Origin of the sequence: Thauera aminoaromatica, from assembly GCF_000021765.1 — a bacterium.
GTDB lineage: Bacteria > Pseudomonadota > Gammaproteobacteria > Burkholderiales > Rhodocyclaceae > Thauera > Thauera aminoaromatica.
On the sequence record NC_011662.2, the window covers coordinates 1,655,803 to 1,681,800 of the forward strand.

The 25,998-nt window shown below is 69.8% G+C and carries 20 protein-coding genes; 7 read left to right on the forward strand and 13 right to left on the reverse strand.

Translation table 11 applies throughout. The annotated features are described in order from the left end of the window. Positions 1-133 precede the first annotated feature (133 nt). Positions 134-1,069, reverse strand: a complete 936-nt coding sequence (locus TMZ1T_RS07300; RefSeq protein ID WP_004299836.1) for a phosphoribosylaminoimidazolesuccinocarboxamide synthase — start codon at positions 1,067-1,069, stop codon at positions 134-136. 887 nt (positions 1,070-1,956) lie between these two features. On the opposite strand from TMZ1T_RS07300, the gene TMZ1T_RS07305 reads away from it, so the two are divergent. Further along, positions 1,957-2,502 (forward strand): hypothetical protein, encoded by a 546-nt coding sequence (locus TMZ1T_RS07305; protein WP_004299838.1) that lies wholly within the window; start codon positions 1,957-1,959, stop codon positions 2,500-2,502. A gap of 115 nt (positions 2,503-2,617) precedes the next feature. On the opposite strand, the gene TMZ1T_RS07310 is transcribed toward TMZ1T_RS07305, so the two are convergent. Beyond that, positions 2,618-3,280: a dioxygenase family protein gene (locus TMZ1T_RS07310; RefSeq protein ID WP_012585043.1), complete on the reverse strand. Its 663-nt coding sequence runs from the start codon at positions 3,278-3,280 to the stop codon at positions 2,618-2,620. A gap of 185 nt (positions 3,281-3,465) precedes the next feature. Here TMZ1T_RS07310 and TMZ1T_RS07315 point away from each other — a divergent pair, with 185 nt between their 5' ends. Continuing rightward, positions 3,466-4,572 (forward strand): Acg family FMN-binding oxidoreductase, encoded by a 1,107-nt coding sequence (locus tag TMZ1T_RS07315; RefSeq protein WP_012585044.1) that lies wholly within the window; start codon positions 3,466-3,468, stop codon positions 4,570-4,572. 25 nt (positions 4,573-4,597) lie between these two features. Here TMZ1T_RS07315 and TMZ1T_RS07320 read toward each other — a convergent pair whose 3' ends face one another. The 3 genes from TMZ1T_RS07320 to pyk all read right to left on the reverse strand — a co-directional run bounded on the left by TMZ1T_RS07320 (position 4,598) and on the right by pyk (position 8,659). Continuing rightward, a complete protein-coding gene (locus tag TMZ1T_RS07320) occupies positions 4,598-5,899 on the reverse strand; it encodes a DUF3422 family protein (protein WP_012585045.1) in 1,302 nt (433 codons plus the stop codon). A gap of 133 nt (positions 5,900-6,032) precedes the next feature. Then, positions 6,033-7,097 carry a class II fructose-bisphosphate aldolase gene (fba, locus tag TMZ1T_RS07325; protein ID WP_004299846.1) on the reverse strand — a complete coding sequence of 355 codons (1,065 nt, stop codon included), beginning with the start codon at positions 7,095-7,097 and terminating at the stop codon, positions 6,033-6,035. 107 nt (positions 7,098-7,204) lie between these two features. Continuing rightward, a complete protein-coding gene (gene pyk, locus TMZ1T_RS07330; RefSeq protein WP_004299849.1) occupies positions 7,205-8,659 on the reverse strand; it encodes a pyruvate kinase in 1,455 nt (484 codons plus the stop codon). A gap of 177 nt (positions 8,660-8,836) precedes the next feature. Between pyk and TMZ1T_RS07335 the strand changes: the two genes are divergently transcribed. The 4 genes from TMZ1T_RS07335 to TMZ1T_RS07350 all read left to right on the forward strand — a co-directional run bounded on the left by TMZ1T_RS07335 (position 8,837) and on the right by TMZ1T_RS07350 (position 13,640). After that, entirely contained in the window at positions 8,837-9,955 is a 1,119-nt protein-coding gene (locus TMZ1T_RS07335) for an SGNH/GDSL hydrolase family protein (RefSeq protein WP_012585046.1), read from the forward strand. A 186-nt stretch (positions 9,956-10,141) separates the two neighbouring features. Continuing rightward, positions 10,142-10,906: a fumarate reductase cytochrome b subunit gene (locus TMZ1T_RS07340; protein ID WP_012585047.1), complete on the forward strand. Its 765-nt coding sequence runs from the start codon at positions 10,142-10,144 to the stop codon at positions 10,904-10,906. Continuing rightward, positions 10,903-12,906: a fumarate reductase flavoprotein subunit gene (locus tag TMZ1T_RS07345; RefSeq protein WP_004299853.1), complete on the forward strand. Its 2,004-nt coding sequence runs from the start codon at positions 10,903-10,905 to the stop codon at positions 12,904-12,906. The genes TMZ1T_RS07340 and TMZ1T_RS07345 overlap by 4 nt, the downstream gene beginning before the upstream one ends. Further along, a complete protein-coding gene (locus tag TMZ1T_RS07350) occupies positions 12,903-13,640 on the forward strand; it encodes a fumarate reductase iron-sulfur subunit (RefSeq protein ID WP_012585048.1) in 738 nt (245 codons plus the stop codon). Before TMZ1T_RS07345 ends, TMZ1T_RS07350 begins: the two co-directional genes overlap by 4 nt. 353 nt (positions 13,641-13,993) lie before the next feature. Here the strand turns inward: TMZ1T_RS07350 and TMZ1T_RS07355 are convergent, their stop codons facing one another. The 5 genes from TMZ1T_RS07355 to TMZ1T_RS07375 form a co-directional block, all read right to left on the reverse strand. Beyond that, positions 13,994-15,178, reverse strand: coding sequence for a phosphoglycerate kinase (locus TMZ1T_RS07355; protein WP_004299857.1), 1,185 nt, complete (start codon positions 15,176-15,178; stop codon positions 13,994-13,996). A 76-nt stretch (positions 15,179-15,254) separates the two neighbouring features. After that, complete coding sequence (gene gap, locus TMZ1T_RS07360; RefSeq protein WP_004299859.1) at positions 15,255-16,283, reverse strand: type I glyceraldehyde-3-phosphate dehydrogenase; 1,029 nt, start codon at positions 16,281-16,283, stop codon at positions 15,255-15,257. Between the two features lie 137 nt (positions 16,284-16,420). After that, positions 16,421-18,448 (reverse strand): transketolase, encoded by a 2,028-nt coding sequence (gene tkt / locus TMZ1T_RS07365; protein ID WP_012585049.1) that lies wholly within the window; start codon positions 18,446-18,448, stop codon positions 16,421-16,423. A 433-nt stretch (positions 18,449-18,881) separates the two neighbouring features. After that, a complete protein-coding gene (locus TMZ1T_RS07370) occupies positions 18,882-19,757 on the reverse strand; it encodes a phosphoribulokinase (protein WP_004299865.1) in 876 nt (291 codons plus the stop codon). 70 nt (positions 19,758-19,827) lie between these two features. After that, positions 19,828-20,637 carry an inositol monophosphatase family protein gene (locus TMZ1T_RS07375; protein WP_004299867.1) on the reverse strand — a complete coding sequence of 270 codons (810 nt, stop codon included), beginning with the start codon at positions 20,635-20,637 and terminating at the stop codon, positions 19,828-19,830. Between the two features lie 126 nt (positions 20,638-20,763). Here TMZ1T_RS07375 and TMZ1T_RS07380 point away from each other — a divergent pair, with 126 nt between their 5' ends. Further along, complete coding sequence (locus tag TMZ1T_RS07380) at positions 20,764-21,504, forward strand: 16S rRNA (uracil(1498)-N(3))-methyltransferase (protein ID WP_012585050.1); 741 nt, start codon at positions 20,764-20,766, stop codon at positions 21,502-21,504. Positions 21,505-21,531: 27 nt separating this feature from the next. Here TMZ1T_RS07380 and TMZ1T_RS07385 read toward each other — a convergent pair whose 3' ends face one another. The 3 genes from TMZ1T_RS07385 to paaD all read right to left on the reverse strand — a co-directional run bounded on the left by TMZ1T_RS07385 (position 21,532) and on the right by paaD (position 25,995). After that, entirely contained in the window at positions 21,532-24,192 is a 2,661-nt protein-coding gene (locus TMZ1T_RS07385) for a bifunctional acetate--CoA ligase family protein/GNAT family N-acetyltransferase (protein WP_004299871.1), read from the reverse strand. 173 nt (positions 24,193-24,365) lie between these two features. After that, positions 24,366-25,463 (reverse strand): 2Fe-2S iron-sulfur cluster-binding protein, encoded by a 1,098-nt coding sequence (locus TMZ1T_RS07390; RefSeq protein WP_012585051.1) that lies wholly within the window; start codon positions 25,461-25,463, stop codon positions 24,366-24,368. 19 nt (positions 25,464-25,482) lie between these two features. Next, a complete protein-coding gene (paaD, locus tag TMZ1T_RS07395) occupies positions 25,483-25,995 on the reverse strand; it encodes a 1,2-phenylacetyl-CoA epoxidase subunit PaaD (RefSeq protein ID WP_012585052.1) in 513 nt (170 codons plus the stop codon). Positions 25,996-25,998 lie beyond the last annotated feature (3 nt).

The window sequence follows — 25,998 nt, forward strand, 5'->3', positions numbered from 1 at the left end:
CTGCGCGCGGCGCGGTCCCCAGCAGCGGGCGGCTCGGGTTCGTGAAACCTGCGGCCGATTCGGATGGACGCAGAAAGGAACAAGGGGCACCCCGTGGGGCGCCCCTTGTCGACGTCCTGTGCGCCCGCGGCGCTCAGTCCAGCTTGCGGCCGGTCAGGCGTTCGTAGGCCTCGCGGTATTTGGCCGCGGTGTGCTCGATGACCTCGGCGGGCAGCTTCGGTGCCGGCGGCGCCTTGTTCCAGTCCAGCGTCTCCAGGTAGTCGCGCACGTACTGCTTGTCGAAGGAGGGCGGGCTGATGCCCTCGCGGTAGCCGTCCGCCGGCCAGAAGCGCGAGGAGTCGGGGGTCAGCGCCTCGTCGATCAGGTGCAGCGTGCCGGCGGCGTCGATGCCGAACTCGAACTTGGTGTCGGCGATCAGGATGCCGCGGGTCGCGGCGAACTCGGCCGCCTCGGAATACAGCGCGATCGCCGCGGCGCGCGCCTCGTCGGCGAGCTGGGCGCCGGTCTTGCCGGTGCCGGCCAGCGCGTCCTTCATCAGCGCCTCGCAGCGCGCCTGCGCCTGCGCGAAGGAGATGTTCTCGTCGTGCTCGCCCATGTCGGCCTTGGACGAGGGCGTGAAGATCGGCGCCGGCAGCTTCGCCGCCTGCTGCAGGCCCGCCGGCAGCGCGATGCCGCAGATCGCGCCGGTGGCCTGGTAGTCCTTCCAGCCCGAGCCGATCACGTAGCCGCGCACCACCGCCTCGATCGGCAGCGGCTTCAGGCGCTTGACCACCAGCGCGCGCCCGCGCACCTGTTCGCGCTCGTTTTCGGCGACGACGGTTTCGGGGTCGATGCCGGTGAGCTGGTTGGGCAGAATGTGGCCGAGCCGGTCGAACCAGAAGTTCGCCAGCGCCACCAGCACGCGGCCCTTGTCGGGAATCGGGTCGGGCAGGACCACGTCGAAGGCCGACAGGCGATCGCTGGTCACGATGAGCAGCTTGTCGGCATCGACGGCATAGATGTCGCGCACCTTGCCGCGGCCGAGCAGCGGCAGGCTCTGGATGGAAGTCTCGAAAATGGGCGTCGCCACGGTGGGGCCTCGGGTTGCTGGCAAAGCCGGGATTATAGGGGAGGGCGCGGCAACGCGCTGAGCTCCTCCCGTGACAGCACCGTGTGGGACACGGACCGGCGTCTTCGACCGCAGCGGCGCCCATCTCGCGAGGATGGCGTAGCGCGGGGAAGCGCACGAACGCGTACCCAATAAACGTATTGCTGTCCGGTTCGCAAGCTGCAATGCTAGGGCCGAACGCGTTCCCGCATCTCGTCGAGCAAGCGCAAGGCCTACCGCGGCGGGGCGGGCGGCTCGTTCCGACGAGTACGGGGGGCGGTGGGCGTCCTGGGGGGGCGACTGGGCATGCCGCAGGGTTCCGTGCAAGCCAGCAGATTTGCGGGCTAAAACACGTTGGGCCTTTCCTTTCGGTTGGAGGCGGTCATTATTTGAACACTCGTTTTGTTCCTCACTGGCCTATTCCCGGTTCTCGTTTTCGGCCAAGTGCCATTCCCCGAGTTGCCGCAGCCGATAGCGGGCTATTCTTTTGAGGACAAGGACTGGAACGTCGAAGCGCCAACGACACCAAGGAGTGGTCGCCCTCATGCTCCCACGCCAACGTCCATTCCTGGCGCGCGGGTGATAAGGACACTTCAACTCAAGGCGCTTCTTGATGCAAGCAACAAGGTTGTGGTGGTTGATGTGCTGGATGCGAAGACCAGAATGGAGCGAGCCCGAGAGTGTCAGCTGGTAGCCGGCCAGGTTCAATTGGAAACGCATTGGTCACGGCTCATGCCGTTCCGCCAGCGCCGACATTTGCTTGGTCCCATCCATCCGCCAAACTGCGGGTGCATTCCCGGCCGCATCAGTCGGCGTCGATGCAGAAGGAGCGCTGGAATCATCAAACGCCATAAACAGGGAGCTTCGCCATGGCAGGTTTCGACATCAGGAACGATACGATCTGGCCGCTGGAGATCTCGCTCGGAATGCTGAGTCCGCTGTACTGGGGCTTGACCGAGCCCGCCCAGACCTTCTCCAGAAGCACGGGCGCGGTCTGGTTCACCATTCAGGCCACGGTGGCGCTGGACCACAAGGAGCACATCACGACGGCCGGGGCGGTCTTCGATGTCTTCAAGAACATCCTCTTCCCGCAGGTGATGCTCGGCAATTGGCTCATCAATGGCGAAATGCTCGCCGGATCGCATGGCATCACCGAGGACGTGGCCCAGGCCCTGGGCGCAAAGCGGCCGATCACGATCAAGGGCCGGCCGCTCGACGAGATGTCGACCGAAGATGCGATCGCGGGTTTGCAGGGAATCTTCACCCATGACAGGTCGCGCGTCTCGAAGGCGGGATGCTATGCGGGCTGGAGCGGGCACAAGCAGTACGTCGTCAGCGGCGGGCCGACGCTGCAGGTCAGGGCTGGCGGCGTGGAACTCGTGTCGGGTACGCCGCTGTCCATCGTGAAGCTGTAGGCGCGCCGAGACCTTGGCACCGGACCGCGACGTCGTCACGGTGAATGTCGCGTGTGCTCGTAGCACGAGGACGAAAGACCGCGAACGGCCCGGCCTGCGGGTCTCCCGGACAGCCTCAGGCCGTGCTCGCCTCGAACAGTCCCGCCAGCGCCGGCGCCAGCACGAAGTCGAACTCCGCCGCCAGCGTGGCGACCGGATCGTCCGCCGCGACGAAGTCCGCCAGCAGCAGCGGGCGCAGCGCCTCGGGCACGCGCATGAAGAGGCCGTCGCGCTGGTTGAGCGGTTCGCCGGCGACATAGATCTGGGTGACGAAGGGACGCCCGCCTTCCTGGAACACCGCGGCGTGGATGTGCGGCGTGCGTCCTGGGTAGGGCACCGGGCGGATGGTGCGGAAGCGGTAGCGCCCGTCGGCGTCGGTGAGGGTGTGGCCGAAGCCCTGGAAGTCCGGGTCCTCCTCCACGTCGGCGCGATCGCGCGGGTGGCGGTAGCGGCCGTTGGCGTCGCATTGCCAGATCTCCACGCGCAGGCCGGCCAGCGGGCGGCCGTCGAGGTCGAGCACGCGGCCCGACAGGTCGGCGATCTGCCCGGCGGCACGACCGCTGCGGCCTTCGACCCGGGTGAGGTCGTTGTCCTTGTGCAGCGGCGGGGTGACCGGGTAGAAGGGGCCGGGCATCTGGCTCGGCGTCAGCACGCGCTGCGCCGCGGCGAGCGGCGCGGAGAGCAGGGTGGCGCTGCCGCCGAGGACGAGGCGGCGGCGGAGTCCGGAATGGTGCGACATGCTTGCGGCTCCGGCTGTGGACATGCCGTGAAGACCGTCGCGGTGGGGCGCGGTTCCGCGCGTGCCCGGACGCGCGCGTCGGGCTTGGCGGGCGGTGGGGGCGCAGGCGGCGCAGGCGGTCTCGCGCGTGCCCGCAGGCGCGTCCAGACTGCCTTGGAGATTGGGTGGTCGGACGGAGGCGGGGCATGGAGCGAAGACGATTCATCGCCGCCGCGGCGCTGGCCGGGCTGGGGGTGGCGGGCGGGACCGGCGTCCTTTCCCATCGGCAGAGCGTGGCGGTCTACGAGGCAGCAGCGGGTGCGACCTGGCGCCATGGCGAGCCGGCGCAGCGGGACACGCGTGCGGCACTGCGCGAGCTCGTGCGCTACGCCACCCTCGCGCCGTCCAGCCACAACACGCAGTGTTGGAAGTTCGCGCTGGCGGAGCGGTCGGTTTCCATTCTCCCCGACTACTCGCGGCGCTGCCCGGTGGTGGATCCCGACGATCACCACCTCTTCGTCAGCCTGGGCTGCGCTGCCGAGAACCTCGTGCAGGCGGCGCCGGCGATGGGTTTCCACTGCGAGGCCGCCTTCGACGGGGAGGCCGCCGAGGTCCTGAACTGCGCGCTGGCGCCCGCGCCGAGCCGACGAACCGCCCTGTTCGAGGCCATTCCGCAGCGTCAATCGACCCGCGGCGAGTTCGACTCGCGGCCGCTTTCGAACGAGGAGCTGCGGCGGCTCGAGGCGGCCGGCTCGGGCAGGGGCGTGAGCGTGCGCCTGCTCACCGGGGCGCAGGCGTTGGAACGCGTCCTGGAGTTCGTCGTCGCGGGGAACACGGCGCAGATGCGGGACCCGGCGTTCGTGCGCGAGCTGAAGGCGTGGATCCGCTTCAACGGCAGCGATGCGGCGCGCACCGGCGACGGCCTGTTCGCAGGGGCGTCCGGAAACCCCTCCGCCCCGGCCTGGCTTGGCGGCCTGCTGTTCGATGCCTTCTTCACCGCGGCGGCCGAGAACGACAAGTACGCGCGGCAGGTCCGCAGCGCCGCGGGGATCGCGGTGTTCGTCTCGGAGCGCGACGATCGCGCGCACTGGATCGAGGCGGGGCGTTGCTTCCAGCGCTTCGCGCTGCAGGCGACCGCGATCGGCGTCCGCACCGCGCATCTCAACCAGCCGGTCGAGCTCGCCACGCTGCGCCCCGCCTTTGCCGCCGACCTGGGCATCACGAACGGCCGGCCGGATCTGGTGATCCGTTTCGGCAGGGGGCCGGCGATGCCCCGATCCCTGCGCCGTCCGCTCGACGCCGTGCTGCTGTGAGGGGCGGCGCCCGCCGCCGGCCACCTCAAGGGTGGGCCTGGCCGTCCTCTTCCGTGCCCAGCAGCTTGCGCATCCGCCGCAGCCCCATGAAGACGATGCCGGCGATGACCGGGATCGACACCGCGGTGAGCACCTCCGGCGTCAGCGGCTCGATCAGGTGCTTTGCGCCCTTGGCGACGTAGTTCACCAGCTGCGAGGCGTAGTAGGTGATCGCCACCACCGACAGCCCTTCAACGGTCTCCTGAAGGTGGAGCTGGATCTTGGCGCGGCGGTTCATCTGCGCGAGCAGCTCCTGGTTCTGGCGCTCGATCTCGATGTCGACGCGGGTGCGCAGCAGCTGCGAGTTGCGCGCGATGCGGCCGGAGAGGTCGTCCTGGCGGCGCGCGATCGAGGTGCAGGTGTCGATCGCGGGGACGAGGCGGCGGTCCATGAACTCGCCGATCGGCGAGAAGCCGGGCAGGCGCTGTTCGCGCAGGTCGTCGATGCGCTGGCGCACCAGGCGGTAGTAGGCCGCGGCGGCGCCGAAGCGGAAGGTGGTGCGCGCCACCGAGCGCTCGACCTCGGCGGCCAGGCGGGACAGGCGGGCGAGCACCGCGCGGTCGTCCTCGGCGCTGCGCGACCGGCCCATGCCGTCCATGAGGTCGGCGAGCTCGTCCTCGGCGCGCGAGACCAGGCGGCCGGTGTCCTTGGCCACCGGGAAGGCGAGCAGCGCCATGACGCGGTAGGTCTCGATCTCGACCAGGCGCTGGGCGATGCGGCCGGCCTGGCGCGGGGTGAAGCCCTTGTCGAGCAGCAGGAAGTGCGAGAAGCCGTCGTGCAGGTGGAAGTCGGTGAGCACCCAGCCGGCGCCGTCCGAGACGCCGGAGGCGACCAGCGCCTGGCCGTGGCGCGACTGCTGGTGCAGCACCGTCTCCAGCGGCACCTCGCCGACGTCGCGCAGCTCGATGTGGGTGGCGGCGATCAGCAGGCCGGGGATGGCCTTGCGCCACGCCGCGGGCACGTGCAGCAGGGCGTAGTCGTCGGGGCTGTCGTCGGGCTCGATGCGGCGGAAGAAGCAGTAGCTGGAGAACTCGTTGTGGCGCTCCCACTTCAGCCGGAAACCCTCGGCCTCGAGCAGCACGTGGCCCGAGTCGATGTCCGGCGCGGGCTGGCCGAGCTGCCCGGCCAGCGCCGCGAGGTGGTCCGCCTCGCGCCCGGCGCTGCCTTCGTGGTGCAGGAAGGCGAGGTAGGTGACGAATTCCGGGGTGTCCAGCGGCACCGGCGGGCGCGCGTGCACCTCGTCGCTGAGCGTCTGGCGCAGGGGGTGCTGTTCGAAGAGGGAGGACATGGTGGCTCGCAGAGCAGTCGGCGGCGGGTTGGATGAGGGCGACGCGATCGAAGACAATGGATCCACGGCCGCTTGAAGCGACGACCGCGCCAGCTGGCGCGGTCGTCGCTTCAAGCATGTGCTCCGCGCTGGTTCAGCGCACGATCTGGCTCAGCTCGCCGGCCTTGTAACGCGCCGCGATCTTGTCGAGCGCGACGGGCTTGATCTTCGAGGCCATGCCGGCGCAGCCGAAGGCTTCGTAGCGCGCCTTGCAGACCAGCTTGGCGGCCTCGCGCGCGGGCTTGTTGTACTCGCGCGGGTCGAACTTCGACGGGTTCTCGAACATGAACTTGCGGATCGCCCCGGTCATGGCGAGGCGGATGTCGGTGTCGATGTTGATCTTGCGCACGCCGTACTTGATGCCCTGGACGATCTCCTCGACCGGCACGCCGTAGGTCTCCTTCATGTCGCCGCCGTACTGGCGGATGATCTCGAGGAGCTCCTGCGGCACCGAGGAGGAGCCGTGCATCACCAGATGGGTGTTGGGGATGCGGGCATGGATGGCCTTGACGCGCTCGATGGCGAGGATGTCGCCGGTGGGCTTGCGGGTGAACTTGTAGGCGCCGTGGCTGGTGCCGATGGCGATGGCGAGCGCGTCGCAGTCGGTCTGCTTGACGAAGTCGGCGGCCTGGTCGGGGTCGGTGAGCATCTGGCTGTGGTCGAGCGTGCCCTCGGCGCCGACGCCGTCTTCCTCGCCGGCCTGACCGGTCTCGAGCGAGCCGAGGCAGCCAAGCTCGGCCTCGACGCTGACGCCGATCGCGTGCGAGAACTTGACCACCTCGCGGGTGACGGCGACGTTGTATTCGTAGGAGGAGGGCGTCTTGCCGTCTTCCAGCAGCGACCCGTCCATCATCACGCTCGAGAAGCCCGAGCGGATCGCACCCATGCAGATCGCCGGCGACTGGCCGTGATCCTGGTGCATGACGACCGGGATGTGCGGATAGGCCTCGATCGCGGCATCGATGAGGTGGCGCAGGAAGGCTTCGCCCGCGTATTTGCGCGCGCCGGCCGAGGCCTGCATGATCACCGGGGCGTCGCACTCGGCGGCCGCTTCCATGATCGCCTGCACCTGTTCGAGGTTGTTCACGTTGAAGGCGGGCAGGCCATAGCTGTGTTCGGCGGCGTGGTCGAGCAGCTGGCGCATGGAAACGAGGGGCATGGAATCTCTCCGGAAAAGGCCGCCGGGCGGGGCGGCCGGACGATCGAAAATTCTATTTTAGCGTGTGCGCGGGGACGCTGACCGTGTCTCCCGTCGCGGACGGGTATTCAGACGGGGTCGTCGAGCGTGCCGGGGCGGTGGTGTTCGCCCACGCGCACGATCTTGAGCGTGTTGGTGCCACCCGCGCTGCCGATCGGCTCGCCGATGGTGAGCACGATGAGGTCGCCGTAATCGACCACGCCCTGCTCGAGCAGGACCTGCTCCGCCTCCCACAGCAGCACGTCGCGGTCCTGGTGGGTCTGGCTCATCAGCAGCGGATGGACCTCGCGGTAGAGCGTCATCTGGTTGCGCGCCGAGACCTCGGGGGTGAGCGCGTAGATCGGCACGCCGGCGATCAGGCGGCTCATCCACAGCGCGGTCGAGCCGGTCTGGGTGAGCGAGGCGATCGCCTTGACCTTGAGATGGTAGGCGGTCCAGATTGCCGCCATCGCGATCGACTGGTCGATGCGGGTGAACACGCGGTCGAGCATCTCGCGGTCGAGCCCGGTGTCGTAGGACTTCTCCGCCTCCAGGCAGACCCGGCTCATGGCCTCGACCACCTCCACCGGGTACTTGCCGGCGGCGGTCTCGGCCGACAGCATCACCGCGTCGGTGCCGTCGAGCACCGCGTTGGCCACGTCGGAGACCTCGGCGCGGGTGGGCACCGGGCTGGTGATCATGGATTCCATCATCTGCGTGGCGGTGATGGTGAGCTTGTTGCGGTCGCGCGCAGCGCGGATCATCTTCTTCTGCAGCGCCGGCACCGCGGCGTCGCCCACCTCCACCGCGAGGTCGCCGCGCGCCACCATGATGCCGTCGGAGGCGTCGAGGATCTCGTCGAGGTTGGCCACCGCCTCGGTGCGCTCGATCTTGGCGATCAGCAGCGCCGAACAGCCGGCGGCGCGCATGAGCTGGCGCGCCATGTACATGTCGGCTGCGCTCTTGGGGAAGGACACCGCGACGAAGTCCACGCCGATCAGCGCGGCGGTGCGGATGTCGTCCATGTCCTTGGCGGTGAGCGCGGGCGCGGTGAGCCCGCCGCCCTGGCGGTTGATGCCCTTGTTGTTGGACAGCTCGCCGCCCACCTTCACCGTGGTGTGGATCTCGTGGCCGAGCACGCGCTGCACGGTGAGCTTGAGGCGGCCGTCGTCGAGCAGCAGCACGTCGCCCGGCTTCACGTCCTTGGGCAGGTCCTTGTAGTCGAGGCCGACGCGCTGGACGTTGCCGAGCTCGCAGCGGGCGTCGAGGATGAAGGGCGCGTCGCGGGTCAGCGTCACGCGGCCTTCCTCGAACTTGCCGACGCGGATCTTGGGGCCCTGCAGGTCGGCGAGGATGCCGATCGGGCGGCCGGCGCGCGCGGAGGCGTCGCGGATGGTCTCGGCGCGGGCGACGTGGTCCTCGGGCTTGCCATGGGAGAAGTTCATCCGCACCACGTCGAGGCCGGCGTGCACCATGCGCTCGAGGGTGAGGAGGTCGGACGAGGCGGGGCCGAGGGTGGCGACGATCTTGGTGTGGCGGGACATCCGGGCTGCTCCGGTCGGTGGCGTGCCCGCATTCTAGCAGCGCGGCCGCGACCGCGACTTCGCGCGCACCGTACGCGAGGCTTGCGGATCGGCCTGCATGGCATATATTGGATGAAGTCTGTTCGCGGATGGCACCCGGGTACCGGAGCCAGCCTCGCCACCCACTGGAGGAGCGTCATGGCCCTACCCGGCAAACCGAGCCGTCGCACAGCCGCGATGGCGGTGTCGAGCGTCGTGTTGTGCATGCTGTCCGCAAGCGCCGCGGCCGTGCCGTCCAGCCTGTACGTGTTCGGCGACAGCCTCTCGGACAACGGCAACCTGTATGCCTGGACTTCGAATCCGTCGAATCCGGTGACCTTCGGCTTGCCGATCCCGGTGTCGCCCCCCTATGAGCAGGGAACCTTCACCAATGGCCCGGTATACGCGGAGCGCCTTTGGGACAGGCTCGGCCTTCCCGGGGAGCTCGCTCCGGCGGCGCTGCCGGGCGGCACGAACCATGCGGTAGGCGGGGCGCGCTCGCGCTACCACTCCTTCGATGTCGGCCCCGACGGCCTGCCGCCGCTCGTGTGGCCCGCCAACTTCGCGTCCTTCAGCCTGACCGGACAGTTCCAGGGCTACCGCGACGGGCTCGCCGGTGGCGCTGCGGACGCGTCGGCGCTGTATCTGGTCTGGGCCGGTGCGAACGACCTGCAGGACGTGCTCCGGCTCGCCCAGCTGAGCGGCCCTGCCGCGGCCGGTGCGCGGCTGGCCGAGGCGGTCGGCGATGTGGCCGGCGTGATCGGCGGGCTGGTCGGCCTGGGCGCGCGCCAGCTCCTCGTGCCCACGGTGCCGGACATCGGCGCGCTGCCGGTGGTGGCCGCCTTCGGTGCGCAGGCCCAGGGAATCGCCCGCCAGTACAGCATCGCGTTCAACCAGGCGATCGACCAGGCCTTGCAGTCCTTCGCCGGCATCCCCGCACTCGAGGTACTGCGCTTCGATGCGTTCGGGCTGCTCGACGAGGTCGTCCGCGATCCCGCGGCGAACGGCTTCACCGACATCGACACGGCCTGCCTGCAGGGGCTGTACATCGCGCCGACGCCCGGTGCACCCGCGCCGACGATCTGCTCGAATCCGGACGAGCATCTGTTCTGGGACGTGGTGCATCCGTCGGCGGCCGCCCACGTGATCCTCGCGGACGAGATGTACCGCGAGGTGCGCACCGCCTTCGTGCCCGAGCCCCCGCTGCCGGCGCTGCTCGTGGTGGGCGCGTTGTTCCTCGGCGTTATTCGTCGCCTGCGGCTGACCAGGCCGCTGTAGGCGTCGGGAGCGCGCAGCTTCGTGCGCGGCGGCGCGCTTCGCCTTTCGGGCTGTTGCATTGCGGCAACGGGGGGCGTGACTTAATCCACTGAATGAGACTTTGCGCGGCGTCGGGCGCGGCGATCTGGGTTGTGCACTGCGGCATCCGTTGTATAGTGTGCTGCCTGTCCTGCACATCGCATCTTCATGACGCTCCCGCGACCTTGCGCAGCTTCGGCCGCCTCGCCCTGGCCGGCACGCCTGGATCTGCTCCAGAGCCTGTCCGGCCTCGCCCTCGCCCTCTTCATGTGGCTGCACATGGGCTTCGTGTCCGCGATCCTGATCAGCGCGGACTTCGCGTGGGCGGTGGCGCGTTTCTTCGAGGGCTACTTCTTCCTGCCGCGTCCGCAGGCGTGGCTGGTGACGGCCTTCGTCGCTTCGATCGCGCTCCTGTTCGCCCTGCATGCGCTGCTGGCGCTGCGCAGGTTTCCCGCCGACTGGCGCCAGTACCGCATCGCCGCGCGCCACGGCAGCCGTCTGCGCCATGGCGACACGACGCTTTGGTTCGTGCAGGTGGCGACCGGCTTCGCGATGTTCTTCCTCGCGCCGGTGCATCTGTACGCCATGTTCATGCATCCCGACCTCATCGGCCCTTACGAATCCGCCGATCGCGTGTGGACCGGCGGCTTCTGGCCGCTCTATCTCGCCTTGCTGTTCGCAGTCGAGGTGCATGGCAGCGTGGGCCTGTACCGCCTGGCGGTGAAGTGGGGCTGGTTCGAGGGCCGCGACGCGCGTACGACGCGGCGCCGGCTGAAGCTGGCGATGTGGGGCCTGATCGCCTTCCTGCTCACGCTGGGGCTGACCACGCTGTTGGCGGAGATCCGCATGGGCATCGAGCATGCGCCACGCGCCGGCGAGCGCTACGTGCCGACCTGGCAGCGCAGCCCGACTGCGGTGGAGGAGGCGCGATGAGGATCGAGTACACCGACGTGCTGGTGGTGGGCGGCGGCCTGGCCGGCCTGCGCACCGCGGTAGGCGCGGCAAGGCGCCGGCTGCGGGTCGAGGTGCTGTCGCTGGTGCCGGCCAAGCGCTCGCACTCGGTGGCGGCGCAGGGCGGCATGCAGGCGAGCCTGGGCAACGCCTTCAAGGGCATGGGCGACAACGAGGACGTGCACTTCGGCGACACCGTGCGCGGCTCGGACTGGGGCTGCGACCAGCTCGTCGCGCGCATGTTCGCCCACATGGCGCCCAAGGCGGTGCGCGAGCTCGCGGCCTGGGGCGTGCCCTGGAACCGCGTGCAGCGCGGCGCCCACGAGGTGGTCATCAACGGTGAGCGTGTCACGCTGACCGAACGCGACGAGGCCCACGGCCTCATCACCGCGCGCGACTTCGGCGGCACGCGCAAGTGGCGCACCTGCTACACCGCCGACGGCACCGGCCACACCATGCTCTACGCGCTCGGCGACCGCGCGGTCGCCGAGGGCATCCCGGTGCGCGACCGCAGCGAGGCGGTGGCGCTGATCCACGACGGCGGGCGCTGCCAGGGCGCGGTGGTGCGCGACCTGGAGACGGGCGAGCTGTACGCCATCCTGGCCGCCGCCACGGTGATCGCCACGGGCGGCTTCGGCCGCATCTGGGGCATCTCCACCAACGCGATCATCAACGAGGGCATGGGGGCTGCGATCGCGCTCGAGACCGGGGTGGCGCGCCTGGGCAACATGGAGGCGGTGCAGTTCCACCCCACCGCGATCGTGCCCGCCGGCATTCTCGTCACCGAGGGCTGCCGCGGCGACGGCGGCCTGCTGCGCGACGTCGACGGCCACCGCTTCATGCCCGACTACGAGCCGGAGAAGGCCGAGCTCGCCTCGCGTGACGTGGTCTCGCGCCGCATGGCCGAGCACATGCGCCGCGGCAAGGGCGTCAAGTCGGCCGCCGGCGAGCACCTGTGGCTGGACATCGCGGTGCTCGGCGCCGCCCATATCGACCACAAGCTGCGCGAGGTGAAGGACATCTGCCGCCACTTCCTCGGCATCGACCCGGCGCGCGACTGGATCCCGGTGCGGCCGACCCAGCACTACTCGATGGGCGGCATCCGCACCGACCACCGCGGCGAGTCGCCCGCGCTGCGCGGCCTGTTCGCGGTGGGCGAGGCGGCGTGCTGGGACCTGCACGGCTTCAACCGCCTGGGCGGCAACTCGCTCGCCGAGACGGTGGTGGCGGGCATGCTGGTGGGCGAGCACGTCGCCGACTTCGTCGAGTCGCACGCCGGCGCGCTGCAGTTCTCGCCCGGGCTGGCGCGCGACTTCGTCGGCCGCGAGCGCGCTGCCCTGGAGGCGATCACGGCGCGTCCGGCGCCCGCGCCGGGCGCGGACAACGTCGCCTCGCTGCGGCGCGGGATGGAGGCGACCATGACCGAGCACGTCGGCCTGTTCCGTAACGAGGCGGGGCTGCGCACGGCGGTCGCCACGCTGGTCGACCTGCACGCGCGCGCGCAGCGGGTCGGCATCGCCAGCCGCCACCTCGACGCCAATCCGGAGCTGGTGGCCGCCTACCGGCTGCCGCGCATGCTGGCGTTGGCGCTGTGCGCCGCGCAGGGCGCGCTCGAGCGCCGCGAGAGCCGCGGTGCGCACGCGCGCGAAGACTACCCGGCACGCAACGACCGCGACTGGCTGCGGCGCACGCTGGCCTGGTGGCCGGTGGGCGCCGCCACGCCGGTGCTGGAATACGAGCCGATCCGGGTCGAGAGCATGGAGCTGCCGCCCGGATTCCGCGGCTATGGCACGCGCAACATCGTCGAGCATCCGGCCACCGCGCTGCGCGAGGCCGAGCTCGAGTCCATCCGTGCCCGTCTCGAAGGCGCGGGGGGTGCCCCGCTGCAGGCCGCGCTGCTGGATTTCCGCGCACGCCTGCCCGAACGCTATCGAGGCGACAACGAACGCATCGCCGACATCGAAGAGGGAGCGCCGCGATGAGCCGCCGCCTGAAGATCTCGATCTTCCGCCACAACCCGCGCGACCCCCGGAGCGTGCCGCGCCTGGTCGACTACGAGCTCGACGAGCGGCCGGGCATGACTCTCTTCATCGCGCTCAACGCGATCCGCGACACGCAGGCGCCCGACCTCAACTTCGACTTCGTGTGCCGCGCCGGCGTGTGCGGGGCGTGCGCGATGGTGATCGACGGCCGCCCCGGGCTGGCCTGCCGCACGCTGACGAGCACGCTGCCGGCGGCGTTCAGCCTCTATCCGCTGCCGGTGTTCCGCCTCGTGGCGGACCTGTCGGTGGATACCGGGAGCTGGATGCGCGAGCTCGCCGAGCGCCTGCAGACCTGGGTGCATCTCGACGCGGAGCCCGATCTCGATCGCCTGGAGGCGCGCATGGAGCCGGCGCTGGCCGAGGCGGTCTACGAGCTCGACCGCTGCATCGAATGCGGCTGCTGCATCGCCGCCTGCGCCACCGCGCAGATGCGCGAGGGCTTCGTCGGCGCGGTCGGTCTCGTGAAGATCGCGCGCTTCCGCCTCGACCCGGCGGATACGCGCGACGCCGCCGACTTCTACGAGCTCGTCGGCAACGACGAGGGCATCTTCGGCTGCATGAGCCTGCTTGCCTGCAACGACCTCTGTCCCAAGGAGCTGCCCCTGCAGACCCAGCTCGCCTGGCTGCGCCGCAAGATGGCCGGGCAAGGGGTACGCTGGCTGCGGCGGGGATGAATCGAGCGCCGCAATCGCGACTCGCGTCGCTCCTACACCTCATCCGCGGCGCCGCAGGACGCGTAGGAGCGACGCCAGTCGCGATCCCGGCCACGCGGTATTTGCAGGCCGTGCGTCGCCCGCCGGAGCGCCCGATCGCGACTTGCGTCGCTCCCACGACAACCGTCGCGCTCCGGCCAGCGCCTGGAATTGCTTGTAGGAGCGACGCCAGTCGCGATCCAGCGCAATAGGCCAGCGCGGCCTGAACTCCAGGCGCCGCAATCGCGACTGGCGTCGCTCCTGCACCCCACCCGAGACGCCGCGGGTCTTGCAGGCGCGACGCCAGTCGCGATCCGGCGGTGCCGGATCGAGGCTCAGTCCTTGACGCGCGCTTCCAGCGCCGCGATCGCGGGCAAGGTCTTGCCTTCGAGGAACTCGAGGAAGGCGCCGCCGCCGGTGGAGATGTAGCCCACGTCCTCGGCGATGTGGAACTTGGCGATCGCCGCCAGGGTGTCGCCGCCACCCGCGATCGAGAAGGCCTCGGAGTGCGCGATCGCCGAGGCCATCATCTTGGTGCCGCCGGCGAACTGGGGCAGCTCGAACACGCCGACCGGGCCGTTCCACACGATGGTGCCGGCGTTGGCGATGATCTCGGAGAGCTTGGCGGCCGTCTTCGGGCCGACGTCGAGGATGCGGTCGTGCGCGCCGACCTCTTCCACCGGAATGCGGTTGGCACGCGCCAGCGCGGAGACCTCGTCGGCGACGACGACGTCGACCGGCAGCGGCACCTCGGCGCCACGCGCCTTCATCATGTCCATGATCGCCTGCGCTTCCTTGACCAGCTCGGGCTCGGCGAGCGACTCGCCGATGCGCTTGCCGGAGGCGAGCAGGAAGGTGTTGGCGATGCCGCCGCCGACGATGAGCTGGTCCACCTTGTGGGCGAGCGACTTCAGGATGGTGAGCTTGGACGAGACCTTGGAGCCGCCCACGATCGCCACCAGCGGGCGCTGCGGGGATTGCAGGGCCTTGCCGAGCGCGTCGATCTCGGCGCCCATCAGGATGCCGGCGCAGGCCACCGGGGCGAAGCGGGCGATGCCGTGGGTGGTGGCCTCGGCGCGGTGGGCGGTGCCGAAGGCGTCATTGACATAGACGTCGCAGAGCGCGGCCATCTTCCTGGCCAGCTCTTCGTTGTCCTTCTTCTCGCCCTTGTTGCAGCGGCAGTTCTCGAGCAGGACGACCTCGCCCGGCTTGACCTCGAAGCCGCCCTCGACCCAGTCGGACACCAGGCGCACCGGGCGGTGCAGCAGCTGGCCGAGGCGCACCGCGACCGGGGCCAGGGTGTCGTCGGGGCCGACCGTGCCTTCGGTGGGGCGGCCGAGGTGGGAGGTGACCATCACCGCGGCGCCGTTGTCCAGGCAGTACTGGATCGAGGGCAGCGAGGCGCGGATGCGGGTGTCCTCGGTGATGTTGCCGGCGTCGTCCTGCGGCACGTTGAGGTCGGCGCGGATGAAGACCTTCTTGCCGCGCACGTCGAGTTCGGTGAGTTTCTTGACTTGCATGATTCGCTCGTTCCCGGAAAAACGCCCTGCGGGGCAGGGCGTCGGTTCGACTGGATGTCCGTGTGTCGCCTGGCGCTTACTTGGCGTTGCAGAAGGCGCGCGCGGCGTCGAGCATGCGGCAGGAGTAGCCCCACTCGTTGTCGTACCAGGCCAGCACCTTGACCAGCACCGAGCCGTCCTCGCCCTGGATGACGCGGGTCTGGGTGGCGTCGAAGGTGGAGGACACGGTGGTGTGGTTGAAGTCGGAGGACACCAGCGGCTCGGTGTTGACCGCCAGGATGCCCTTTAGCGGGCCGTTGGCCGCGGCGGTCATCAGCGCGTTGATCTCTTCTTTGGTGGTGGCGCGCTCGGCGGTGAAGGTGAGGTCGACCAGCGAGACGTTGATCGTGGGCACGCGCAGGGCGAAGCCATCGACCTTGCCGACCAGTTGCGGCAGCACCAGGCCGACGGCCTTGGCGGCACCGGTCTTGGTCGGGATGATGTTGGCGGCGGCGGCGCGGGCGCGGCGCAGGTCCTTGTGGCGCACGTCCACGGTCACCTGGTCGTTGGTGTAGGCGTGGATGGTGGTCATCAGGCCCTGCTTGATGCCGACGCTGTCGGCCAGGATCTTGGCGACCGGGGCCAGGCAGTTGGTGGTGCACGAGGCGTTGGAGACCACGGTCATGTCGCCGCGCAGCACTTCCTCGTTCACGCCCATGACGATGGTGGTGTCGACGTCGTCGCCGCCCGGGGCGGAGATCAGCACGCGGCGGGCGCCCTGGTCGAGCAGGGCCTGGGCCTTGGCCTTGGTGGTGTAGGCGCCGGTGCATTCGAGCAGCACGTCCACGCCGTGGCTGCCCCAGTTCACGCCCTTGGGGTCCTTGGTGGAGTAGAAGGGGATCTTCTTGCCGTCGATGATGATGACGTTCTCGCCCTCGGTCTCGACCGAGGTGGCGAAGCGGCCGTGGGTGGTGTCGTACTTGAGCAGGTGGGCGTTGGTGGCCAGATCGCCCGAGGCGTTGATGGCGACCACTTCGAACTCGTTCTGCAGGCCCTGCTCGTAGATGGCGCGCAGCGTGCAGCGACCGATACGACCGAAACCGTTGATGGCGACCTTGATGCTCATCCTTGCTTCTCCCTGAGATAACGGTGGAAAACCGCGTGATTTGTGTTTGCCGATGCCCTGCCGGTCCGTGCGGGACCGTGTCCTGATGTGCAGCGGGAGCGATCCGTTTCCGGAACCGCTCCCGCGCCAGGGTCTCGTCAGAGCACCGACTTCACTGCCTGCACCACCGCCTCCGCGGTGATGCCGAAATACTTGAAGAGCTCGCCCGCCGGGGCCGACTCGCCGAAGCGGTCGATGCCGATCACGCGGCCTTCGAGCCCGACGTACTTGTACCAGCCGTCGGTCGTGCCGGCCTCGACCGCGACGCGCGGCAGGCCGGCGGGCAGCACGCTCGCCTTGTACGCCGCGTCCTGGCGGTCGAAGACGTTGGTCGAGGGCATGGACACCACGCGCACCGCGACACCCTGCTCGGCGAGGGTTTTCTGCGCGGCCACGGCGAGCGCGACCTCGGAGCCGGTGGCGAGGATCACCGCCTGCGGCTTGCCGCCATTCACGCCGGCCGGGGCCTCCGACAGCACGTAGCCACCCTTGCGGATCGCCGCGACCTGATCGGAAGTGCGTGCCTGGAAGGGAAGGTTCTGGCGCGAGAAGCACAGGCTGGTCGGGCCATCCTTGCGCTCGATCGCGTTCGCCCACGCCACGGCCGACTCGGTGGTGTCGCAGGGACGCCACACGTCCATGTTGGGGATCAGGCGCAGCGTGGCGGTCTGTTCCACCGGTTGGTGGGTGGGGCCGTCCTCGCCGAGGCCGATCGAATCGTGCGTGAACACGAAGATCTGGCGCACCTTCATCAGTGCGGCCATGCGCAGGGCGTTGCGCGCGTACTCGCTGAACATCAGGAAGGTGGCGGTGTAGGGGATGAGACCGCCGTGCAGGCTGATGCCGTTGGCGATCGCCGCCATGCCGAATTCACGCACGCCGTAATAGACGTAGTTGCCGCCGCTGGTCTTGCTGACGCCCTTCGCGCCCGACCACAGCGTGAGGTTGGAGCCGGCGAGGTCGGCCGAGCCGCCGAGGAGTTCGGGCAGCCTGGGTGCGTAGGCCTCGATGGCGTTCTGGCTGGCCTTGCGGGTGGCGATGGTCTCGGCCTTGTCGACGACCTTGGCGAGCACCGCGGCGACGTGGGCGTCCCAGTCGGCGGGCAGCTCGCCGGCCATGCGGCGCTCGAACTCGGCGGCGAGCTCGGGGTGGGCGGCGCGGTAGGCGGCGAAGGCGGCGTTCCATTGCGCCTCGAGCGAGGCGCCCTTGGTGCGCGCGTCCCAGGCCGCGTAGACGTCGGCCGGGATGTGGAAGGGCGGGTGGTTCCAGCCGATGTGGGCGCGCGCGGCCTCGATCTCGGCGGCACCGAGCGGGGCGCCATGCACGTCGTGGCTGTCCTGCTTGTTGGGCGCGCCGGCGCCGATGATGGTCTTGCAGCAGATCAGCGTGGGCTGGGCGGTGTTGGCCTTGGCCTGCTGGAGGGCGGCCTCGATGGCGACCGGGTCATGGCCCTGGACGTCGCGGATGACCTGCCATCCGTAGGCTTCGAACCTCTTCGGGGTGTCGTCGGTGAACCAGCCGTCGACATGGCCGTCGATGGAGATGTTGTTGTCGTCGTAGAACGCGACCAGCTTGCCCAGGCCCCAGGTGCCGGCGAGCGAGCAGGCTTCGTGCGAGATGCCTTCCATCAGGCAGCCGTCGCCGAGGAAGACATAGGTGTGGTGGTCGACCACCTCGTGGCCGGGGCGGTTGAACTCGGCGGCGAGGATCTTCTCGGCGAGCGCCATGCCGACGGCGTTGGTGATGCCCTGGCCGAGCGGACCGGTGGTGGTCTCGATGCCGGGGGCGTAGCCGTATTCGGGGTGGCCGGGGGTCTTGCTGTGGAGCTGGCGGAAACGCTTGAGCTCCTCGATCGGCAGGTCGTAGCCGGTGAGGTGCAGCAGCGCGTAGATCAGCATCGAGCCGTGGCCGTTGGAGAGCACGAAGCGGTCGCGGTCGGCCCACTTGGGGTTGGCCGGATTGTGGCGCAGGTGGTGGCGCCACAGCACCTCGGCGATCTCGGCCATGCCCATCGGCGCGCCGGGATGGCCGGAGTTGGCCTGCTGCACCGCGTCCATCGCGAGGGCGCGGATGGCGCCGGTGATGGGGTTGAAGACCGGGGGCTGGACGTTGCGGGTCGACTGCATGCTGTTTTCGGGCCGGAGGCCGCCATCGGGAAAGTTCGGAATTATCCCTTAAAAGACCCCGGGGATGCCAATGCTGCGTTGCGGCAATCTCGCTACGGGCGAGGGCGACGCGGCGGGTGCGGCTGCGAAGCGGTCACGGGACCTGGGTGGTGCGCGCCGCCTGCACTCGCGGCCCCTCGCTGCGCTCGAGGCTGCCCTCGGCGGAGGACGCCGCGGGGGCGGCGACGCAAACTCGTCGCTGCGCTCCTCAAACATGCGTCGCCTTGCTTCCCCCGCGACGCCCTCCACCTCGGCGCTCCTGAAGTTGGCGCGCATCACCCCGGCCCCGCGACCTTGCGTGTGTGCGGCTGAGGGCGGGGGGCGTGGTCGCGTCGGAACGGGGGAGCGGTTGCGGGGAGGCCCGATCTGGAGGTCTCGTCGGGGCGTTCGCGCCTCACACCCACTGGCGGCGGCGTTCCATCAGCTTCCAGATCAGCGGGGTGAGGATCAGCTGCATGGCGAGGTCGAGCTTGCCGCCGGGGATCACGATGGTGTTGGCGCGGCTCATGAAGGCGTCGTGGATCATGCGCAGCAGGTAGGGGAAGTCGACTCCGCGCGGGTCCTTGAAGCGGATCACCACCATGGACTCGTCCTGGGTGGGCACGTCGCGCGCGATGAAGGGGTTGGAGGTGTCGACCACCGGCACGCGCTGGAAGTTGATGTGGGTGCGGGCGAACTGCGGGACGATGTAGTGCACATAGTCGTGCATGCGGCGCAGGATGGTGTCCTGCACGGCCTCGGCGGTGTAGCCGCGCAGCTTGGTGTCGCGGTGCAGCTTCTGGATCCACTCGAGGTTGATGATGGGCACGACGCCGATCAGCAGGTCGACGTGGCTGGCGATGTCGGCCTCGTCGGTGACGAGTGCGCCGTGCAGGCCCTCGTAGAACAGGCAGTCGGTGCCGACCGGGAGATCTTCCCACTCGGTGAAGGTGCCGAGCGGCAGGTTCCAGCGCATCGCCTCGGCTTCGTTGTGGATGTAGTAGCGGCGGCGGCCGGTGGCGGCCTCGCCGTAGGCGCGGAAGAGGCTCTCGAGCTCGGAGAGCAGGTTGGCCTCGGGGCCGAAGTGGCTGATCCCGCGCAGGCCCGCACGCTCGGCTTCCTCGATCAGCGTCTTCATCTCGGCGCGGGTGTGGCGGTGGAAGCTGTCGCCCTCGACGATGGCGGCGTTGACGTTCTCGCGGTGGAAGATCGCTTCGAAGGTGTGCTTGACCGTGGTGGTGCCGGCGCCGGACGAGCCGGTGACGGCGATGATCGGGTGCTTCATGGACATGATGGGTTCCGCCGCTGGCGAGTCGGTTTCGACACGGATTCTGCACCGCAATAAAGCGCGGTGCGAGCCATCAGGAGCGCGCCTTGACCCAGGCCGACCATTCGGCGAACAGCGCCGGGCTGGTGGCGGCGATGACGCCGCGCTTGATCGCCGGGCCGGACATCAGCACGCCGCCGTCGAGCGCCTCGGCGATGCCGCCGGCTTCGGCGAGGATCAGGCGGCCGGCGGCGTAGTCCCACAGCATCTGCCCGCCGTGCAGGTAGACGTCGAGCCGGCCGGCGGCGACAAAGCACCATTCGAGGGCGCTGGAGCCGAAGTTGCGCTGCGAGTAGTAGGGCGGACGCACCGCGAGCTCGTCGCCGAGGTGGTGGCTGATGCGCTTGAAGTCCACCCCGGCGACGGCGTCGCGCAACTCGGTGGCGCCTGCGCGCAGCGGCAGCTCGGTGCCGTTGAGGAAGGCGCCGGCGCCGCGGGCGGCGTAGAAGGATTCGTCGGTGATCGGGTTGTACACCACGCCGATCACCGGCTCGTGGTCGATCAGATAGGCGATCGACACCGCGAACAGGGGGATGCCGTTGGCGAAGTTGGTGGTGCCGTCGATCGGGTCGATGCACCACAGGCCGCGCGCGCCTTCCTTCCACAGCGCGGCCTGCTCGGCCGCGGTCATCTCCTCGCCGAGCACGGCGCCGGGCAGGAAGGCGGGCAGGGCCTCGCTGAAGCGCTGCTGCGAGGCCATGTCGGCCTCGGTGAACAGCGAACCGTCGGCCTTGCGGTTGCGCGCGGACTTCAGGTAGCGCGGAAGGATCTCGGCGCGCGCGATGTCGCGCACCATCGATTCGAGGGCGCGGGCACGGGCGAGGCGGTGGGCGGCGGTGGGCATGGCGGGCTCCTTGCCGGCGGGCGGCGGGAGAGGGGCGGCGGGAGAGGGGCGGCGGGAGAGGGGCTGGGGGAGAGGGGCTGGGGGAGAGGGGCTGGGGGCGAGGGGAGCTGGGCCTATAATCTTACGATGATTTCACGATTCCACTTTCCGGATCGCCTGCCTGCGGGCGGCGAGGTGGCGCTCCCCGAGGCGCTCGCCCACCATGCGCTGCGGGTGTTGCGCCTGCGCGATGGCGAGGCGGTGGTGCTGTTCGACGGCAGCGGCGGAGAGGTCGATGCGCGCCTGGCCGTGCGCGGCAAGGCGGTGTTCGCTCGGCTCGGCGAGGCGCGTGCGGTCGAACGCGAGTCGCCCTTGCGCATCGTGCTGGTGCAGGCGCTGGCCTCGGGCGACAAGATGGACTGGGTGGTGCAGAAGGCGGTGGAGCTCGGCGTGCATGCGATCCAGCCGGTGCAGGCCGAGCGCTCGGTGCTGCGTCTGGCGGCCGAGCGTGCCGACAAGCGCGTCGCGCACTGGCAGCAGGTCGCGATCGCGGCCTGCGAGCAGTGCGGGCGCAACCGCGTCCCCGAGATCCGCCCCCTGCAGCCGCTCGCACACTGGCTGGGCGCGCATCGCGCTGCGCCCGGCTACGTGCTTGCGCCCGGCTACGTGCTTGCGCCCGGCGGGGCCAAGGGCTTTGCCGACGAACCCGAGCCGAAGGACGAGGTGCACCTGCTGGTCGGGCCGGAGGGTGGCTGGAGCGAGGGCGAGATGGCGGCCTTCGACGCCGCCGGTTGCCGGCGCGTGCGGCTCGGGCCGCGCGTGCTGCGCACCGAGACCGCGGGCCTCGCCGCCGTGGCGGCGCTGCAGGCGCGCTGGGGCGATTATTGAGCGGCCGTCTGCGCCGCTGCGGACGCGCTACTTGCCATGCAGCACCTTCACCACCCGGCGCAACGCGCTCTCTTCCGGGTGGGGCTGCACGAGGAAGCCGAGGCCGTGCATCAGGCGCAGCATCTTGGCGTTCTTGCCCAGCACGTCGCCGAAGATGTTGCGATAGCCCTTGCCGCGCGCGACCTCGATGAGGGCACCCATGAGGCGGCGGCCCAGTCCGTGGCGTTGCCAGTCGTCGGCCACGACCAGGGCGAACTCGACCGATTCGCCGTCGGCGGCGAGGGAATAGCGGGCGCTGCCCACCATGTGCTCGGCGCCGGCGTCGTCGATGGTGGTGGCGATCAGCGCCATCTCGCGGTCGTAGTCGATCTGCGTGAAGCGCGCGACCAGCGCCGGGCTGAGCTCCTGCAGCTCTTCCATGAAGCGCATGAAGCGGGTCTCGGCGCTCAGTCCGTCGAAGAAGCCCAGCACCAGGTTGGCATCCTCCGGGCGCACCGGACGCGTACGCACGGCACGACCGTCGCCGACCTTCCAGTCCTGGACGAGGTGCAGCGGATAGGGGTGGATCGCCATGTGCGCGTAGCGGTCGCTGCCGGCGGGAAGGCCCTGGTCGATGACGACGCGGGCATCGGCCGCGATGGCGCCGTCGCCGTCGATGAACAAGGGGTCGATCGCGAGCTCGCGCACCCAGGGCAGCTCGCACACGAGGTCGGACACCGACACCAGCACCTGCTCGATGGCGGCGCGGTTGAGCGCGCCGCCCTGGCTGCGCGGGCCCTGTGCGGCCGCCGGGATGGCCGAGTCGATGAGGTCGCGGGCCAGCACGGGGTTCAGCGGTGGCAGCGCGAAGGTGCGCGGCGCGGAGGCGTCCTGCGCGCCGAGGCTGATCACCGGACCGAAGATCGCGTCGCGATGCACCTGGATGCGGAAGGCGCGCGCCTGCGGCCGGTACAGATAGGGCTCTATCGACACGCCGTTGATCTGCACCTCGGGGTGGCGCAGGCGCACCGCGTCGACGATGTCGTGGAAGGCGCTCCACACCGACTCGGCGGTGTTGAGGTTGAGGCGCACGCCGCCGGATTCGGACTTGCTCGCCAGCTCGGGAGCGTCGACCTTCATCGCCACCGGAAAACCCGCCTGCTCGGCGACGAACAATGCCTCGGTGGCGTCGCGGGCGACGGTGGTGTGCGTGACCGGGATGCCGAAGCTGCGCAGCAGCGCCTTGGACTCCATCGCCGAGAGGATATGGCGACGCTGGTTGAGCAGGGTCTCGATCAGCACGCGCGCACCACCCGTGCGGCGGTAGGCGGCGGCGCTGCCGCCGCCGGCGGTCTGCAGCAGCAGGGTCTGGTTGTGGTGGAAGCGCGAGATGTTGTGGAACAGCTCGATCGCCGCCTCGGGCGAACTGAACACCGGCAGCCCGGCCCGGGCGAGCAGCGCGCGCGCCTCGGCGACCTGGCCGCCGCCCATCCAGCAGCAGCACAGCTGGAGCCGCACCTGGGCGGCGAGGTCGATGATGTCCTGCGCCACCTCGACCGGATCGACGAGCGCGTGCGGCGACAGGATCACCAGCACGTTGGAAACCGCGGCGTCCTCGGAGAGGGCGAGGATGGCGTCGCGGTACAGCTGCGCGCTGGCGTCGCCGCCGAGGTCGAGCGGGTTGTGGGAGTGCCGCTCGCGTCCGCCGAGGCGCTCGAGCGTGGCGACCGTCGGCGAGCCCAGCCCGACGAGTCCGGTGCCGAGGTCCTTGGCGCGGTCGGCGGCGAGATCGGCCGGGCCGCTGCCGTTGGAGACGATGGCGAGGCTGTCCTCGCGCGGTCGAAAGCCGCAGGACAAGGCCTTGGCGGCGAAGAAGAGCTGGTCGATGTTCTGCACCCGCACCACGCCGGCGCGGCGCATCGCCGCGTCGAAGACCACGTCGGCGAGGCCGGCGTTGTCCGCGTCGGCGGCGTTGTTGTCGCTGCGACCGTGGCGGCCGGCCTTGAGCAGGATGATCGGCTTGACGCGCGCGGCCGAGCGCAGTGCGCTCATGAACTGGCGGGCGTTGCGGATGTGATCGACGTGCAGCAGGATGTAGCGCGTCTGCGTGTCGTGGATCAGGTACTCCAGCGTTTCCCCGTAGTCGATGTCCACCGTGCCGCCGAGCGAGATGACCGAAGAGAAGCCGACGTCGTTGGTCAACGCCCAGTCGAGCACGACCGAGCACATCGCGCCCGACTGCGAGATCAGGGCGATCTCGCCGGGCTTGACGGCGATGCGGGTGAGCGCGGCATTGATCCCGCTGCCGGGGCGTGCGATGCCCAGGCTGCCGGGCCCGATCAGGCGCAGCCGGGTCTCGCGCGCGGTCTCGACGATGCGGCGCTCGAGTGCGTTCCCGCTGGCGCTGATGATGACCGCGTTGCGTACGCCGCTGCGCCCGCACTGTGCGGTGACGCTGTGCAGCATGCGTGCGGGGGTGGCGATGATGGCGAGATCGACCGGTCGGCCGATGTCCTCGACCGAGCGGTGGCAGGGATGGTCCTGGATGCTGCCGTACTTCGGGTTGACCGCGTACAGGGTGCCGCGATAGCCGCCTTCGACCAGGTTGCGGAAGATGACGCGGCCGACGGACCCGGGTGCGTCGGACGCGCCGATGACGGCGATCGAGGACGGTTCGAAGGCGGTGCTGAGAGCGTGGGAGCCGGCCATGATCTTCGCGCTGGAAAGTGGATGAGGTCTAAAGGGATAGCAGGCCGCCGCCCTTTCGGCGTTGACCTGCGTCAGGGGCGCGCGGCCGCGTCTCCGTCCGCGAAGGAAAACGGCCGTCGAGACGGCCGTCGGAAGCTGCTGCGCGCGCGGACGCCGTCGGCCCGCAGATCGTGTCAGCGCTCGTCGAAGCTGATCTTGAGGCGCTTGGTGGTGGCGCGCGCCTGGCAGCTCAGCACGTAGCCCTGCGCGACTTCGTCGGCCTCGAGGGTGAAGTTCTTGTCCATCACGACTTCGCCCTCCGTCACCTTGGCGCGGCAGGTGCAGCACACGCCGGCCTTGCACGAGAAAGGGAGGTCGAGGCCGGCATTGAGGCCGGCGTCGAGCAGGTGCTCGTCGGGGCCGATCGCGATCTCGTGCTCCTTGCCGTCGAGCACCAGGACCATGGTGATGTCCTTGGTCGCGGCCGCGACGGCCTCGGCGGTGCTCGAGGCGCCGACCGGGTGGGCGCCGGCGGGCAGGTTGGCGGTGAAGCGCTCGGTGCGGATACGGTCGGCGGGCACGCCGGCCTCGACCAGCGCGGTCTCGGTGGCGGTGATCATCTCGTCGGGGCCGCAGATGAAGACCTCGTCCATGCTGCCTACCGGCAGCAGGGCGTCGATGATCGCGCGCACCTTGGGACCGTCGATGCGCCCCTGCAGCAGGTCCACTTCCTGGGCCTGGCGCGACAGCACGTGGATCATGGTCAGGCGGTCGCGGTAGCGGTCCTTGAGGTCCTGCAGGTCCTCGTTGAACATCACCGTGGACATGCGACGGTTGCCGTAGATCAGCGTGAACTTCGAGTCCGGCTGTTCTTCCAGCGTGCTCGCGGCGATCGACAGGATCGGGGTGATGCCCGAGCCGGCGGCGAAGCCGACGCGGTGGATGGCGCGCTTCTTCTTGACCACGAAGCGGCCGTCGGGCGGCATCACCTGCAGGGTGTCGCCGGCCTTGATGGCGCGCGTGGCCCAGTTCGAGAACAGGCCGCCTTCCACCGGGCGGATGCCGATCTCGAGCTCGCCCTCGCGTGCCAGGCGGCTGCGCGGGCTGCTGATCGAGTAGTTGCGGCGCACGTCCTGGCCATCGATGGTGGCGCGCAGGGTGAGGAACTGGCCCGGCTCGAAGGCGAAGCGCTCGCGCTCGGCCTCGGGGATGGCGAAGGTGATCGCCACCGCGCCGGCGGCCTCGGGGCTCACGCGCTTGATGGCGAGTTCTTGGAAACGGGGGGCTGACATGGCGTCTGGGCTCCGGCTCTTAATAGGGTTTGAAATAGTCGAAGGGCTCCTGGCAGTCGAGGCACTTGTACAGCGCCTTGCAGGCCGTGGAGCCGAACTCGGAGGTGACGACGGTGTGGGTGGAGCCGCACTGCGGACAGGCGACCGCCGCGGTCGGTTGCCGGCGCACGAACTTCAGCACGCTGACCTCGGCGCCGCCGCTGCTGCCGCAGGTGCGGTGGGGCGGGGCGATGCCGTAGGCGCGCAGCTTTTCCTTGGCCTCGTCGCTCATCCAGTCGGTGGTCCAGGCCGGCGCGAGCTGGGTGATCACCCGCGCCGCGATGCCGGCCTGTTCCAGGCTCGCACGCACGTCGTCCTCGATCTGCCCCATGGCGGGGCAGCCGCTGTAGGTCGGGGTGATGACCACCTCGATGCCCGCCGCCGTCTCCCGCACATCCCGCAGGATGCCCAGCTCGCGCAGGGTCACCACCGGGATCTCCGGGTCCGTCAGGGGTTCCAGGGTGGCCCAGACCTTGTCCACGACGCTGCTCATGGC

Excerpts from the sequence above, each read along its gene's own strand:
- TMZ1T_RS07305 (WP_004299838.1), top strand. The coding sequence starts at position 1,957 with ATGGCAGGTTTCGACATCAGGAACGATACGATCTGGCCGCTGGAGATC.
- TMZ1T_RS07310 (WP_012585043.1), bottom strand. The coding sequence starts at position 3,280 with ATGTCGCACCATTCCGGACTCCGCCGCCGCCTCGTCCTCGGCGGCAGC.
- TMZ1T_RS07315 (WP_012585044.1), top strand. The coding sequence starts at position 3,466 with ATGGAGCGAAGACGATTCATCGCCGCCGCGGCGCTGGCCGGGCTGGGG.
- TMZ1T_RS07320 (WP_012585045.1), bottom strand. The coding sequence starts at position 5,899 with ATGTCCTCCCTCTTCGAACAGCACCCCCTGCGCCAGACGCTCAGCGAC.
- fba (WP_004299846.1), bottom strand. The coding sequence starts at position 7,097 with ATGCCCCTCGTTTCCATGCGCCAGCTGCTCGACCACGCCGCCGAACAC.
- pyk (WP_004299849.1), bottom strand. The coding sequence starts at position 8,659 with ATGTCCCGCCACACCAAGATCGTCGCCACCCTCGGCCCCGCCTCGTCC.
- TMZ1T_RS07335 (WP_012585046.1), top strand. The coding sequence starts at position 8,837 with ATGGCCCTACCCGGCAAACCGAGCCGTCGCACAGCCGCGATGGCGGTG.
- TMZ1T_RS07340 (WP_012585047.1), top strand. The coding sequence starts at position 10,142 with ATGACGCTCCCGCGACCTTGCGCAGCTTCGGCCGCCTCGCCCTGGCCG.
- TMZ1T_RS07345 (WP_004299853.1), top strand. The coding sequence starts at position 10,903 with ATGAGGATCGAGTACACCGACGTGCTGGTGGTGGGCGGCGGCCTGGCC.
- TMZ1T_RS07350 (WP_012585048.1), top strand. The coding sequence starts at position 12,903 with ATGAGCCGCCGCCTGAAGATCTCGATCTTCCGCCACAACCCGCGCGAC.
- TMZ1T_RS07355 (WP_004299857.1), bottom strand. The coding sequence starts at position 15,178 with ATGCAAGTCAAGAAACTCACCGAACTCGACGTGCGCGGCAAGAAGGTC.
- gap (WP_004299859.1), bottom strand. The coding sequence starts at position 16,283 with ATGAGCATCAAGGTCGCCATCAACGGTTTCGGTCGTATCGGTCGCTGC.
- tkt (WP_012585049.1), bottom strand. The coding sequence starts at position 18,448 with ATGCAGTCGACCCGCAACGTCCAGCCCCCGGTCTTCAACCCCATCACC.
- TMZ1T_RS07370 (WP_004299865.1), bottom strand. The coding sequence starts at position 19,757 with ATGTCCATGAAGCACCCGATCATCGCCGTCACCGGCTCGTCCGGCGCC.
- TMZ1T_RS07375 (WP_004299867.1), bottom strand. The coding sequence starts at position 20,637 with ATGCCCACCGCCGCCCACCGCCTCGCCCGTGCCCGCGCCCTCGAATCG.
- TMZ1T_RS07380 (WP_012585050.1), top strand. The coding sequence starts at position 20,764 with ATGATTTCACGATTCCACTTTCCGGATCGCCTGCCTGCGGGCGGCGAG.
- TMZ1T_RS07385 (WP_004299871.1), bottom strand. The coding sequence starts at position 24,192 with ATGGCCGGCTCCCACGCTCTCAGCACCGCCTTCGAACCGTCCTCGATC.
- TMZ1T_RS07390 (WP_012585051.1), bottom strand. The coding sequence starts at position 25,463 with ATGTCAGCCCCCCGTTTCCAAGAACTCGCCATCAAGCGCGTGAGCCCC.
- paaD (WP_012585052.1), bottom strand. The coding sequence starts at position 25,995 with ATGAGCAGCGTCGTGGACAAGGTCTGGGCCACCCTGGAACCCCTGACG.